Here is a 13,661-nt window from a genome sequence, read left to right as displayed (position 1 = left end):
TTTATTTAGCAATGTTCACCGCTCTTGTTTCACGAATTACCGTTACTTTAACTTGTCCTGGATAGGTCATTTCCGTTTGGATTTTTTGTGAGATATCAAAAGATAAGTTGGCGGCATTTTCATCCGAAACTTTTTCACTCTCTACAATCACACGAAGTTCTCTACCAGCTTGAATCGCATAAGCATTTTTTACACCACTAAATCCGTAAGCTACTTCTTCAAGATCTTTTAGACGTTGAATGTAAGAATCCAGTACTTGTCTACGTGCTCCCGGTCTAGCTCCTGATATAGCATCACAAACTTGGATAATTGGTGATAATAATGATTTCATTTCGATCTCATCGTGGTGCGCTCCAATGGCATTACAAACCTCTTCTTTTTCACCATATTTCTCTGCCCATTGCATTCCTAATAAAGCGTGCGGTAAATCACTTTCGGCATCTGGCACTTTACCAATATCGTGCAATAAACCTGCTCTTTTAGCCAGTTTTACGTTCAAGCCAAGTTCAGCTGCCATGATTCCACATAGTTTTGAAACTTCACGGGAGTGTTGTAATAAATTCTGTCCGTAAGAAGAACGGTATTTCATTCGTCCTACTACTTTAATTAATTCAGGGTGTAATCCGTGAATTCCTAAATCGATAACGGTACGTTTACCAACTTCTATAATTTCATCATCAATTTGTTTAGCAGTTTTTGCAACTACTTCCTCAATACGAGCGGGGTGAATTCTACCGTCAGTTACCAATTTATGTAGCGCTAGACGTGCAATTTCTCTACGTACAGGATCAAAACAAGAAAGGATAATTGCTTCTGGTGTGTCATCTACGATGATTTCAACTCCAGTAGCCGCTTCAAGTGCGCGGATATTTCTACCTTCACGACCAATGATTCTTCCTTTTACATCATCCGACTCAATGTTGAATACGGATACGCAGTTTTCTACTGCTTCTTCTGTACCTACTCTTTGTATCGTATTGATAATAATTTTCTTCGCTTCTTGTTGGGCTGTTAATTTAGCCTCTTCAATAGTATCTTGAATATGAGACATTGCTTTACTCTTAGCTTCTGCTTTCAATCCTTCAACCAACTGCTCTTTTGCTTCTTCAGCTGACAAACCAGATATTACTTCTAATTGTTGCAATTGACTTTTATGCAATTTGTCAACTTCAGCTTGTTTTTTATCTAGATTTTCAATTTTTGTTGTGAATTCGACTGTTTTAGATTCAAAATCATCGTTTACTTTTTTAGCTTTCGATAATTCATTAGAAATTTGAGATTCTTTATCGCGAACTCTTTTTTCTATTTCAGCTACTTTTTTATCACGAGTTAAAATAACTTGTTCGTGTTCCGATTTTAATTCAATAAATTTTTCTTTTGCTTGAAGAATTTTATCCTTCTTTATATTTTCAGCTTCAAGATTTGCATCTTTCAATATAGATGCTGCTTCTTTTTTTGCGTTTTTGATTAAGTTTGAAATATTACTTTTTTCTATCAGTTTTGCAATACCAAAACCTCCCGCAATACCTATAATTCCTGAAATAATGATCGTTACTATGTTGTCCATGTTTGTTAAAATTTATATATAAAAAAGCCTACATTAGAGGGATTGAATAAACTCGAAAAGACAAGTTTTGAGCTAACTCGTTGTTCAAGCTTCCAAACTGAATTGGCTTGCTATAGTAACGATGATTTGCTCATTCTAAATTGTTAGTGTTGAGTTTACCAAATATGAACTAATGTAGGCAGTATCTTAGTTTTTGTAAAGAACGTTTATTTGTCGAGATATTGGTCTAAAATTAAATTGATTTTTTTAATTCTTTCGATGGTTTCTTCTCCATCAATTGCATTATCAATTTGTTTTTGTTCTGTTTGTGAGGCAAATTGCAAAGCACACATTGCTAATACATCTTGCTTGTCGCGAACGGCATAATTTTCTTCAAATTGCTTGATCATCTTATCAATTTTTTTAGAAGCGCTTCTAAGGCCTTCTTCCTGAGCGAAATCTACTGTAAGTGGATACACTCGGTCTGCAATTGATATTTTAATTTTAAGCTTTTCGTCCATATCTTATGTTAATCTGATAGCTGGGCTATGCAGTAATCAATTTCGCGAATTAATGAATTTATTTTAAGCTTCGTATCTCTTTTATTATCGTCACTGCCTAGTAATGTATTGGCAATTTTGAGTGTTTCATACTGCGTTTTTAAGGCTTCAATCTCCATGGATTGATTTTGTATTATCGATGCTGTTTTTATTAATTCGTTTTTTAAATCTTGATTATTTATTTCTAAACTCTTCATTTTTGTAAAAAGTTTTTCAATCTTATCCTCAAGAGTATCAATAAATTCTGCAATTGCACTCATTATATATCCTATTCATTACATAATCATACAAAGTTAGTATTCCTTTTTAATTCTGCAATATTTTATTATTTTTTTTGCATTAAATTAATTAAGTAGCCGTTTTACAAAGGGTTACACTCTATTTTTTTTAGTGTTCTTTTGAATACTTTTTTTATCTTAGCAAAAATGTAAATGATGAAATTTTCCCTATTTTTTTTATTTTTAGGTGTGTCACTTTTTGCACAAGTAGATTATCCAAAAGATTATTTTAGGTCACCTTTAGATATTCCGATGCAGTTATCTGGAAATTTTGGAGAGTTAAGACCCAATCATTTTCATGCTGGTTTTGATTTAAAAACACAACAAAAAGAAGGGTTGCGTGTTTATGCAGTAGCTGATGGATATGTATCCAGAATTAAAATATCCACTTTTGGCAACGGGAAAACAATCTACATTAATCATCCTAATGGGTACACTTCGGTTTATGGACATTTAAAATCAGCCAACGGCGCCATCGAACAATTCATTAAAAAGACCCACTATAAAGAGCAGTCCTTTGAAATTGAAATGTTTTTTAAGCCTGATGAATTGCTGATAAAAAAAGGAGAAGTTATCGCCTTTTCCGGAAATACAGGAGCTTCTGAAGGGCCACATTTGCATTTTGAATTTCGGGATACGAAAACTGAATTTGTTATTAATCCAATGCTTTTTGGATATGATGCATTTGTAAAAGATACTAAAAAACCAATAATTTCTGGTCTTTATGTATACCCTTTAGACTCAAAAACATCAGTAAATCGTTCTAAAAGACCTGTATTGTTAAATGTTTCCTTGCAAAAAGACGGTACTTATTTGGCAGACAAAGTTGTGGCCAATGGTGCCATTGGTTTTGGTATTTCGACTTACGATACCGATGATGTTTCTTTTAATAATAATGGCGTGTTCAAAGTACAATCTTTTTATAATGGGAAACCAAATTTTGGTTATGAATTTAAAACCTATTCGTTTGATGATATGCGATACATTAATGCGCTAATTGACTATTCTAAGTATAAAAAGACACAACAGCGGGTGCAGCAATTGTTTATGAAAACACCTTTTGATTTGAGTATTATACAAGCGGATGAAAATAAAGGGGTGTTGCAAGTATCTCCTAATCTCGCATCGCTGTATCGCATTGAGGTATCCGATTTTTTTGGAAATAAAAAAATAGTATCTATTCCAATTCATTATGATTTGTTACCCACAATAATAGCAACGGATGCACTCCCATCTAAATATATGGTAAGGGCAAAAACAGATACTAATTTTGCTCTTGAAAATATGTCCGTTTTTATACCGGCAGGGACTTTTTACGAAGATTTCAACTTTAATTTTGATGTAAAAAATGACACTCTTTTTTTACATGAGGATACGGTTCCAGCGCACGCTAATTTTACAATTTCTATTGAAGACTCCAAGTCGACTGAAGCACAAAAAGAAAAAATGTTTATCGGGAGAATTGACGGTAAAAAAATAAATTACAATCTTACGTATAGAAAAGACAGTGTTTTCAATACCAAAGTTAAAATTTTAGGTAAATACGCTTTGGTTTCAGATACGGTTGCCCCAACCATCAGTTCAGTATTTCCTATTGATGGTAAATGGATTAGCGATCAAAAAACAATTCAGTTATCCATAGCTGATAATTTGTCAGGAATAAAATCATATAATGGCTATTTAAACGGCAAGTGGGTATTATTCGAATATGATAACAAAACTAGAAAACTAACGCATTATTTTAATGATGGAATTGTGGCAGAAGGTGCTAATGATTTAAAAGTTATCGTGGTGGATAACGTAGGAAATTCAACTACCTTTGAAAGTCGCTTTTTTAGAAGTCAAAAATAATTAAATCATACCCTTTGAGTCCGAAACAACGTATACCACTAGTCTTTTTTTTCTTTATTACTTTAATAATAACGGCACAAACAGCACGGATAAAAGGTGTTGTGTTAGATAAGAATAATCGTCCCGTTGAAAACGTGAATGTTTCGTATTCAAGTAGTGGTACCCAGACTAATAAAAATGGTTTTTACGATTTAAAAGTTCCAGCAAATCAAAATATTACTATCATTTTTACACACATCTCTTTAAAGAAAATAACTATCATTTTTTCTTTGGATTCTAATGAGCAAAAAGAGTTTAATCCCGTGATGAGTGATCAAGAGGAGCAAATGGGTGAAGTGATTGTTACAGCAAATAACAAAAAGTTGGTGCAAGGAATCACTACGATTGAGCCCGAAGTGATTCGGAAAATTCCAGGAGCAAATGCAGGAATCGAAAATATTTTAAAAACCTTGCCGGGCGTAAACTCTAATAATGAATTGAGTACACAATATGCCGTGCGTGGTGGAAATTATGACGAGAATTTGGTTTATGTTAATGAAATCGAAGTGTATCGCCCGTTTTTAGTTCGTTCGGGGCAACAAGAAGGACTGAGTTTTACTAATACAGATTTGGTTCAAAATGTTGATTTCTCTGCAGGAGGTTTTCAAGCAAAGTTTGGCGACAAATTATCATCAGTATTAGATATTACGTATAGAAAGCCAGTTCAATTTGGCGCAAGCCTAGAAGCCAGTTTTCTTGGCGGAAGTCTTTCAGTTGATGCCGTTTCTAAAGATAAAAAATGGTCGGCAGTAACTGGAGTTCGATACCGCAACAATAGCCTTTTGGTAAATAGTCAGGAAACACAAACTAATTTTACGCCTTCCTTTGCGGACATTCAAACCAATATAAACTTTCAGGCTTCTGCAAAATGGCAATGGAGTTTTCTAGGTAATATTTCTCAAAATAAATACCAATACCAGCCATTAACGAGACAGACTAACTTTGGAACCATAGACAATCCTATGGCATTGACTGTTTTTTACGAAGGGCAAGAAAAGGATAAGTACGATACGTATTTTGGTGCTTTAAAAACAACTTTTAATGCCTCCGATAATTTCACATTAAAATTTATTGGTTCGATTTTTCATACTTTAGAACAAGAATATTTTGACATTTTCGCTCAATACCGTTTGGGCGAAGTAGATTCTAATATTGGTTCTGAAACTTTTGGCGATGTAGCTTTCACCAGAGGTATAGGATCACAGCTGAGTCATGCGAGAAATGATTTAGATGCTTTGATTGTAAACACGGAGATAAAAGGATTTCATGATTGGAAAGAAAACCAATTAGAATGGGGAATAAAATACACACGAGAATCTATACGTGACCGAATAATAGAGTGGGAGGTTATTGATTCCGCTGGTTTCTCTTTGAATCCACCAATTATTGATTTGCCAAGGAATGACCAGCCGTACACGCCTTACACAGGACCACTCGTTCCGTATCAAAATATACGTGCTACAAATTTTAACTCGATTAATAGATTTTCAGGTTATGCGCAATGGAGTTTGAAATCGAATATTGGTGCAAGTCAAGTATGGTATAATGCAGGAGTTCGTGCGCACAATTGGGAGGTGTTAGGTGCCTCGACAACAACAAAATCTCAAATAACGGTGAGTCCTCGAGTACAGTTTGCTATTAAACCAGACTGGGAAAAGGATATGGTTTTTAGAATTTCAGGAGGTTTGTACCATCAGCCGCCATTTTACAGGGAGTTGAGAGATGCTACTGGAACGGTACAACCCAATATTAAAGCACAACAATCAGTACATTTTGTTTTGGGAAATGACTATAGTTTCAAAATGTGGAATCGTCCTTTTAAATTAGTTTCGGAGTTGTATTATAAATCGCTAACCAATGTAAATACGTATACGATTGATAATGTTCGCATACGCTATGCAGCCAATAATGACGCAACTGCTTACGCACAAGGATTAGATGTTCGCTTAAATGGAGAGTTTGTACCTGGAACGGAATCCTGGATTAGTTTTGGTTATTTGAAAACAGAAGAAAATAGTAATGACAGAGGATTTATTGCCAGACCTACGGATCAACGATTGAAATTTGGAATGCTTTTTCAAGACTATATGCCTAATATTCCTAGTATTAAACTATATCTGAACCTGGTTTACAACACTGGATTGCCTGGAGGTTCGCCATCGTATGCTGATCCGTATTTGTACCAAAATAGATTGAATGATTACCGTCGCGTAGATGTGGGTTTTTCTAAGGTTTTTATTGATAACACTACAGTTAAAAGAGATTCGGGTTTGTTCAAAGATTTCCAAGAATTGGCAATAGGATTAGAAATTTTCAATCTTTTTGACAACCAAAACGCCATCACCAATACTTGGGTTCGGGACGTTTATTCTAAAAATCAATATGCAATTCCCAATTATATGACAACGCGAGTTTTTAATGTTAAGCTTACTGCTAAGTTATAAACGATATAATTAAGGCTAGGTTGACCCAATTATAAATAGTTAAATCAAGTGGCTAATACCGTTACCATTTTTTAAAAATGATTACATTTGGATATTAATAGTACAACAAAATGAAAAAACTACATATAACAATAGTAGGAATTGCAATTTTGCTTTTAGCCAGTTGCAAAGAGGAAGTTGAAAAACCCAAAGTGACGTACGATGAAACTAGCAAAGCAAGAGAGCTAGTTAAGGCGGATTCTACTCAAATACAAATTGCTGATTTGCCATTGCAAATGGAAGGAACAGATTATTTAATTCATCCTGTTGGGGATTTAAGCATTCGGGAACGAGGCGTGAAGTCTAGATATGGTTCCTCTAGTGTAAATGATTTGAGTTTTACGATATCGAATTATGGTGAATTTGAAATCACGGGTTTCTTGCAAAATTTAAAATTTCAAAAAGTAGATTCTGATTCTATTAAAAAACTAACAGAAAAGCCTGTTTTGATTCAAACAGCCACTTATTTAAAGTCGGTTGCAAATAAAACCAATAACCAGATTATGGTGTACACGATGGTGGACATGGATACCAATAAAGATGGAAAATTGGATACGAGTGATATTAAAGCATTGTATTTAAGCAAAATCAGCGGCGAAAAATTCACTAAAATATCATCTGATTTTCAGGAATTAATCGATTGGAAATTGATTGAATCTAATAACCGTTTGTACTATAGAACGGTTGAAGATACCAACAAAAACGGACAGTTTGATAAGAAAGACGTAGTAAATTACTATTACATTGATTTGTCTAAAAAAGAATGGAAAATTATAGGTTACGAGCCGGTTTAATACGCTTTGTTCTAAATCAAAATGTCACTTTCCAAATCTGATTTTTCAATGGTGAAATCAAATCCCAGTTGTTTTACTAATTGTATGATCGGATTTTTTACCAATAATTTTGACTTTTACCAGCACGTTACGCTATTGTTTTGGCTTGAAATACTCTAATGATTCTGGACCAGCGATCATGGCAAAAACAACACCTCCAATGACCGAAAGTATCATTATAAGTACAAACAAAGTGCATAAGAAAGTAAAAGTTAAAAGCATACGGCCAATAATACTTTTTAGTGGCTTGATGGGATAAAATCCTTTGAAAAACCAAACCAAAATAAAAGGAATACTTAACATTGTCAAACTTGAGATCACTGTAAAGTAGTCCATATTATTTTTGAAAATAAATAGTAACGGACTAATTATCAATATGCTAAAAAGAGTGTAAACACATACGATATAAGCATTTATTACTACGTGTTCATAATAGTTATTTCCCCATTTTTTAAACGCAAGTTTGGTTGTAAAGGCAAAAACGGGTACAAGCAATAACATTAAAATTGAATTGTAACTTTTAAGAAAGGTAATTACATCATTCATGTATGCAGAGTTGAGAGTTTCCTTAGCATAAAAAGCACTCATGATTTTCTCAAAACCAATTATTTTTACAGATATAAAAGTGGAGATACCACTTAACACAAATACTAACAATATTGGTTTGTAATGATTTACTCTATTCCCATCAATAAAAGCTCTCGCTGTTTTCCCTGGATTTTTGATAATATTTTTTACAGAGTATAAAAAACCTTTGTTAGTGTGTAAAAAAGTATATTGAATTTCATCCCAAATATATTTTTTATCTATTTTTTTAAATTTTTTCTGACCACAATTATCGCAGAAGTTATTTAAAATTAGTGTGTTACAGTTTTGGCAATTTTGTTCCATTGATGTTGAGGTAAATTAAAGTTGTCTAGATTTAATCTCTTTTTTTAGCATTCCAAAATAGAGCAGTAAAGGCATTAATATTGTAGGTGAAAGGAAAATCGGGACGAATACAACAAGTGAAATATTTTTAAAACCTCTTGTAAGGAGAAGGTAAAGGATGAGAGCCAGAACAAAAAGATATATTATTGAAAACCCAATTGCTACTCCTTTCATCAAATCTCTTTTTTTTAAAAGTTCTTCATTTGATAATTCTGCTAAGTTTTTTTTCATACTTGCGAGTTAATTTAAATTTTATAAATGGTTAGTTTTTTGATATGCAATAGCTTAAAAATGTCTTACTGATTACTTTTTCTAAATGACATTTCTTGTTTAATCTCATTGTAATTCGAACCTGCTTTTGTGAAAAAATATCCCACCAAAATGGGCAAGAAAGTTAAAAATCCAAGTCCGTTTGTCGCGGTACTCCAAACTGCAATACCAATAAATATTCCAACATAAAATCCAGCAAATGTGCGCGTTGATTTTCTTTTATTATATTCTATTGATAGTTCTTCGTTAGTCAAGTTTTTTAAATTCATCTGTTTTATTTTTTTGATTATCGAATCTGTTGCAGTTTTGATGCGAAAATACATCAAAATAGTAAATAATCCTTACTTGTTTCAAATAAAGTATAGTTGTGATGTTACTATTTTTCTCTCCTAATAATTTGATATTGCAATAATTATCGTGAGATTAATCGGGTGATAAAGTAAAAAGTAGCATTATCATCAAAATTATAAAGAATCTTGATTTATTGATTTGGAAAGATCCTAAAATGGTTCCATCCAATTGCAATTTTTCGAAGTTTTTGATTCAAATCAAAATATCGCTTTCCAAATCTGATTTTTCAATAGTGAAATCAAATCCCAGTTGTTTTACTAACTGAATAACCAAATTTTTATACCAGTTTTCAGATTTGGGATGAATGTATATTTTTTCGATTAATACGTTAATATCAACATTGATTTTTAAACCTTCGTTGATTTTTACTGTACTGTCGCCAATATCAGTCAGGATGCGTACTTCACCTTCGTATTGAAAACTTTTCCGTTTGAATAGAAAAGGAAAAAATAAATCGTCAAACGGAATGTGTTCTTTTTTGTAATCAATATAATTTACCTCGCCGATATATTGATTGAAATTTATTTCTGGTGCTAATGCTTCCTGCAAACGCCCAATTGTGGATTGAATTGCCAAGCCTTCGCTATTTTGCGTAAAGATCTGCCACATGGCAAAAGATTCGTATTCATTAATGTGCCAGCTACTAATGGCTACTTTCTCCCGATGTATTTTATAGTATTTTAAAAAGTCGGGATTGTCAATTGACAGTTTTTTAATCTCCTCAAAAGTAGGTTCGCTAAAAGTACCTTCATACTGATCTTCGAATTTATCAGATCGTGACATGAATAGTTTTTGCGACAGCAATAAATCTAAAAACTTAGACAAATCAAGGTATTTCCAAACCACGGTGTTGGGATCAGTAGGAAGTTTGATAGCTGAATTGTTGATGTACATTTTATAGCTGTTAACTTTTAAAAAAGATCAATTTCTGTTTTTAAAACTACTCAAGCGATTGCAAGCTTACTAGTTTGTTGTAAACACCTTGAAGCGCAATCAGTTCTTCATGATTGCCTTGCTCTACAATTCTTCCTTTTTTCATTACCACAATCACATCTGCTTTTTGAATGGTTGAGAGCCGGTGTGCGATGACAATTGAAGTTCTGTTTTGCATCATGTTTTCTAAAGCGACCTGAACAAATTTCTCGCTTTCTGTATCCAATGCGGATGTGGCTTCATCTAGAATCATAATCGGAGGATTTTTCAAGACCGCACGCGCAATAGATAAACGCTGTTTTTGTCCGCCAGAAAGTTTGTTTCCGCTATCGCCAATGTTAGTATAAATGCCTTTTGGTAAATCTTTTACAAACTCAAATGCATTTGCAATTTTCAGGGCTTCAATAATTTCCTCATCAGTTGCATCCGGTTTCCCCAATGAAATATTCGCTTTTATGGTATCGTTAAACAAGATACTGTCCTGTGTTACCAAACCCATTAATCCGCGAAGCGAGTTTAAATGGAGGTCTTTAATGTTTATTCCATCTATGGTAATCGTTCCTTCATGTACATCATAAAAACGGGTCAGCAAATTGGCTATGGTACTTTTTCCACTACCAGATTGTCCCACTAGCGCTACTGTTTGGCCTTTTTTGACTTGAAGCGAAAAGTCTTTTAAAACGTTCTCATCCTCGTACTTAAAGTTGATGTTTGAAATAGTAATATCTGATTCAAATGAATATTTTTGAATGGCATTTTCTTTAGAGGTGATTTCGTTTTCTACATCTAATACTTCAAAAACACGTTCTGCAGCGGCCAAGCCATTTTTAACTGAATACGATGCTTTTGAAATTGCTTTCGCCGGAGTAAGGATGTTAAACGCTAATGTCAAATAGACAATAAAAGAAGCGCCATCTAATGTTTTGTCATTTAAAACTAAAAGGCCTCCGTAAAAAAGTAAAATGGCTATAGTAGTTACACCCAGAAATTCGCTTAATGGAGTAGCCAAGTTGTTGCGGCTTCCTATACTGTTCGTTAAATTCAATAATCGTGTCACTGAATCGTTAAATCTACTTTTAAAAGAAGGCTCAGCATTATAACTTTTTATAACTTTAAGACCGCCTAACGTTTCCTCTACAACTGATATGAGTGATCCACTTTCTTTTTGGGCTTCCAGTGATTGTGCTCTTAAATTCTTCGCTAATTTTGAAATAATATATCCCGAAATCGGCATGAATATCAAGACAAATAAAGTTAATTTCGTACTGATGGCAAACATCATTCCTAAAGCAAAAATGATAGTTAAAGGCTCTTTTACTACTAATTCTAGAATAGAGAAAAAAGAATTTTGAACCTCATTGACATCGCCTAGCATGCGCGCCATCATATCTCCTTTTCGTTTTTCTGAATAGTATGAAATGGGCAACTCAATAATTTTATCATACATCGATTGTCTCAAATCTTTCAAAACGCCGTTTTTAAGATGCATGATATGATAGGAAGCCAAATAATTGAATAAATTTTTAATAAAAAATGTGGTAATAACCATTGCTACAACAAAAAGTAATACGATTTCAGTACTTTCTCCTGCTGATAAACTTGAAATTTTGAAATTCAAATAATCAATTACGTATTCTTTAATACTTCCTATTCCTGCATATACAGGCTGAGCTAATACTTTTTCTGTTTTTCCAAAAAGCACCTGTAAAACCGGAAACAGTGTCAACATAGAAATAGTGCTAAACAACGCATACAATATGTTGTAAATCACATTCCACGTAATATGAGACTGATACGGTTTAGTAAAAGGAAATAATTTTTTTAGGTTTGCATCCATTAGTTCAATTGCATTGCAGTAATTATGTTTTTGATCTTGTTGTCTAGATCAGCTTCTACTTCGTCAAAATCTTCAACAGCATTTAATTCTGTATTTACACTAATATAGAATTTTATCTTTGGTTCGGTTCCACTTGGTCTGGCGCAAATTTTAGATCCATCTTCAGTGTAATAAATCAACACATTCGATTTTGGAATAACCATCTCAGATTCGCTTCCGTCCAGCAAGTTTTTTGCGATAGAGGATTGATAATCTTCGAGCATAATGACACGCTGTCCGTTAATCTCTTTCAATGGATTTTCTCTCATGTCAATCATCATCTGATTGATTTCTTGCAAACCGTCCATTCCTTTTTTGGTCAATGAAACTAAATGTTCTTTGTAAAATCCGTTATCAACATAAAGTTTAAGTAGTTCTTTATAAACGGAGCTTCCTTTAGCTTTGGCTTGAGCCGCTAATTCGCAAATCAATAAGGTAGCCGCTACAGCATCTTTATCACGCACTGCATCGCCAACCATATATCCAAAACTTTCCTCACCACCACCTATAAATTCAAGCTCGGGAAAATCTTTGATCATCTTGGCAATCCATTTAAAACCAGTCAAACCTACTTTACATTCTACACCGTAATTAGTGGCCAATTCCATCATCATTGGTGTTGATACAATGGTCGAGCCTACAAATTGTTTTCCGTTAATTTTTCCCGCTTTTTTCCATTCTTCAAGTAGGAAAGCAGTCATCAAAATCATAGTTTGATTGCCGTTTAGCAAAGTCATTTTGCCATTATTATCTCTAACAGCAACCCCTAAACGGTCACAATCAGGATCGGTTCCTACCACAATATCTGCATTTGTTTTATCTGCTAATGCTAGTGCCATCGTCAATGCTTCTGGCTCTTCAGGATTCGGAGACTTTACCGTAGGGAAATCACCATTTGGCACGCGTTGTTCTTCTACAATATGTACTTGTGAATAACCCGCTTGCGATAAAGTATCTGGAACTAATTTTATAGAAGTACCGTGCAAAGAGGTAAAAACTATATTCAGTTCTTTTTTGGCGTCAGCCGAAGTACCAAAACTTGCGTTTTCAATAGTCGATTTTATAAAAGCTTCATCAACTGCTGTATCGATGTAATGAATTAAATCTTCATTGGCCGTAAACTTGATCTGATCGTAATTTAAATTCTCAATTACATCAATAATGCCTTTGTCTTCTGGTGGTACAATTTGGCCACCATCTTGCCAGTATACTTTATATCCGTTATACTCTGGCGGATTGTGCGAAGCCGTAAGTACAATACCGCATTGACAACCTAAATGTTTTACAGCAAAAGACAACTCTGGCGTAGGTCTCATCTCCGAAAATAAGAATACTTCAATGCCGTTTGCCGAAAAAACATCTGCTACTACTTTCGCTAAGGTATCACTATTATGACGGCAATCATACGCAATTGCTGCTTTCAAAGGTTGGTTAGGAAATGCACTGTGCATGTAATCCGAAAGTCCTTGCGTACTTTTTCCAAGCGTGTATTTATTAATGCGATTGTTTCCCACACCCATAATACCGCGCATTCCTCCGGTTCCAAATTCTAGATTTTTATAAAACCGCTCTTCCAAGTCTTTGGGAGAAGTCGTCATTATATCTTTTATCGCCTCTTGAGTAACGGTGTCAAATGTTGGGGTGAACCACTCATTCAAGGCATCCAATATGTTTTGTTTGATTTCCATACTTTAATTTTTAGTTTCTAAAT

General features: G+C 33.9%; 12 protein-coding genes. 3 read left to right on the top strand and 9 right to left on the bottom strand.

Annotated features, from left to right (window positions below):
- Position 1 precedes the first annotated feature (1 nt).
- From rny to AC061C_RS08110, 3 genes are all read right to left on the bottom strand, one after another.
- On the bottom strand, positions 2-1,567 hold the full coding sequence (gene rny / locus AC061C_RS08120; protein WP_478290747.1) for a ribonuclease Y: 1,566 nt from the start codon (positions 1,565-1,567) through the stop codon (positions 2-4).
- Positions 1,568-1,773: 206 nt separating this feature from the next.
- On the bottom strand, positions 1,774-2,067 hold the full coding sequence (locus tag AC061C_RS08115) for a cell division protein ZapA (RefSeq protein ID WP_309760337.1): 294 nt from the start codon (positions 2,065-2,067) through the stop codon (positions 1,774-1,776).
- 8 nt (positions 2,068-2,075) lie between these two features.
- On the bottom strand, positions 2,076-2,366 hold the full coding sequence (locus AC061C_RS08110) for a coiled-coil domain-containing protein (RefSeq protein ID WP_478290746.1): 291 nt from the start codon (positions 2,364-2,366) through the stop codon (positions 2,076-2,078).
- 174 nt (positions 2,367-2,540) lie between these two features.
- On the opposite strand from AC061C_RS08110, the gene AC061C_RS08105 reads away from it, so the two are divergent.
- The 3 genes from AC061C_RS08105 to AC061C_RS08095 all read left to right on the top strand — a co-directional run bounded on the left by AC061C_RS08105 (position 2,541) and on the right by AC061C_RS08095 (position 7,551).
- Positions 2,541-4,235: a M23 family metallopeptidase gene (locus AC061C_RS08105; RefSeq protein ID WP_478290745.1), complete on the top strand. Its 1,695-nt coding sequence runs from the start codon at positions 2,541-2,543 to the stop codon at positions 4,233-4,235.
- Between the two features lie 14 nt (positions 4,236-4,249).
- Positions 4,250-6,718 carry a TonB-dependent receptor gene (locus AC061C_RS08100; protein WP_478290744.1) on the top strand — a complete coding sequence of 823 codons (2,469 nt, stop codon included), beginning with the start codon at positions 4,250-4,252 and terminating at the stop codon, positions 6,716-6,718.
- Positions 6,719-6,828: 110 nt separating this feature from the next.
- Entirely contained in the window at positions 6,829-7,551 is a 723-nt protein-coding gene (locus AC061C_RS08095) for a hypothetical protein (RefSeq protein ID WP_478290743.1), read from the top strand.
- Positions 7,552-7,683: 132 nt separating this feature from the next.
- On the opposite strand, the gene AC061C_RS08090 is transcribed toward AC061C_RS08095, so the two are convergent.
- The 6 genes from AC061C_RS08090 to AC061C_RS08065 form a co-directional block, all read right to left on the bottom strand.
- Positions 7,684-8,481 carry a DUF3667 domain-containing protein gene (locus tag AC061C_RS08090; RefSeq protein WP_478290742.1) on the bottom strand — a complete coding sequence of 266 codons (798 nt, stop codon included), beginning with the start codon at positions 8,479-8,481 and terminating at the stop codon, positions 7,684-7,686.
- Positions 8,482-8,496: 15 nt separating this feature from the next.
- On the bottom strand, positions 8,497-8,751 hold the full coding sequence (locus AC061C_RS08085) for a hypothetical protein (RefSeq protein ID WP_478290741.1): 255 nt from the start codon (positions 8,749-8,751) through the stop codon (positions 8,497-8,499).
- Between the two features lie 65 nt (positions 8,752-8,816).
- On the bottom strand, positions 8,817-9,059 hold the full coding sequence (locus tag AC061C_RS08080; protein ID WP_478290740.1) for a hypothetical protein: 243 nt from the start codon (positions 9,057-9,059) through the stop codon (positions 8,817-8,819).
- 274 nt (positions 9,060-9,333) lie between these two features.
- Complete coding sequence (locus AC061C_RS08075; RefSeq protein ID WP_417971107.1) at positions 9,334-10,035, bottom strand: hypothetical protein; 702 nt, start codon at positions 10,033-10,035, stop codon at positions 9,334-9,336.
- A gap of 46 nt (positions 10,036-10,081) precedes the next feature.
- Positions 10,082-11,911, bottom strand: coding sequence for an ABC transporter ATP-binding protein (locus AC061C_RS08070; protein WP_478290739.1), 1,830 nt, complete (start codon positions 11,909-11,911; stop codon positions 10,082-10,084).
- Positions 11,911-13,638, bottom strand: coding sequence for a phospho-sugar mutase (locus tag AC061C_RS08065; RefSeq protein WP_478290738.1), 1,728 nt, complete (start codon positions 13,636-13,638; stop codon positions 11,911-11,913). Before AC061C_RS08065 ends, AC061C_RS08070 begins: the two co-directional genes overlap by 1 nt.
- Positions 13,639-13,661: the final 23 nt, after the last annotated feature.

The sequence above is a fragment of the Flavobacterium sp. GNP010 genome (assembly GCF_056428945.1).
The sequence above is the reverse complement of the archived record's forward strand: the minus strand, read 5'-3'. Positions and strand labels throughout refer to the sequence as shown.

Coding starts and splice junctions, on each gene's coding strand:
- rny (WP_478290747.1), bottom strand. CDS start 1,567: ATGGACAACATAGTAACGATCATTATTTCAGGAATTATAGGTATTGCG.
- AC061C_RS08115 (WP_309760337.1), bottom strand. CDS start 2,067: ATGGACGAAAAGCTTAAAATTAAAATATCAATTGCAGACCGAGTGTAT.
- AC061C_RS08110 (WP_478290746.1), bottom strand. CDS start 2,366: ATGAGTGCAATTGCAGAATTTATTGATACTCTTGAGGATAAGATTGAA.
- AC061C_RS08105 (WP_478290745.1), top strand. CDS start 2,541: ATGAAATTTTCCCTATTTTTTTTATTTTTAGGTGTGTCACTTTTTGCA.
- AC061C_RS08095 (WP_478290743.1), top strand. CDS start 6,829: ATGAAAAAACTACATATAACAATAGTAGGAATTGCAATTTTGCTTTTA.
- AC061C_RS08090 (WP_478290742.1), bottom strand. CDS start 8,481: ATGGAACAAAATTGCCAAAACTGTAACACACTAATTTTAAATAACTTC.
- AC061C_RS08085 (WP_478290741.1), bottom strand. CDS start 8,751: ATGAAAAAAAACTTAGCAGAATTATCAAATGAAGAACTTTTAAAAAAA.
- AC061C_RS08080 (WP_478290740.1), bottom strand. CDS start 9,059: ATGAATTTAAAAAACTTGACTAACGAAGAACTATCAATAGAATATAAT.
- AC061C_RS08075 (WP_417971107.1), bottom strand. CDS start 10,035: ATGTACATCAACAATTCAGCTATCAAACTTCCTACTGATCCCAACACC.
- AC061C_RS08070 (WP_478290739.1), bottom strand. CDS start 11,911: ATGGATGCAAACCTAAAAAAATTATTTCCTTTTACTAAACCGTATCAG.
- AC061C_RS08065 (WP_478290738.1), bottom strand. CDS start 13,638: ATGGAAATCAAACAAAACATATTGGATGCCTTGAATGAGTGGTTCACC.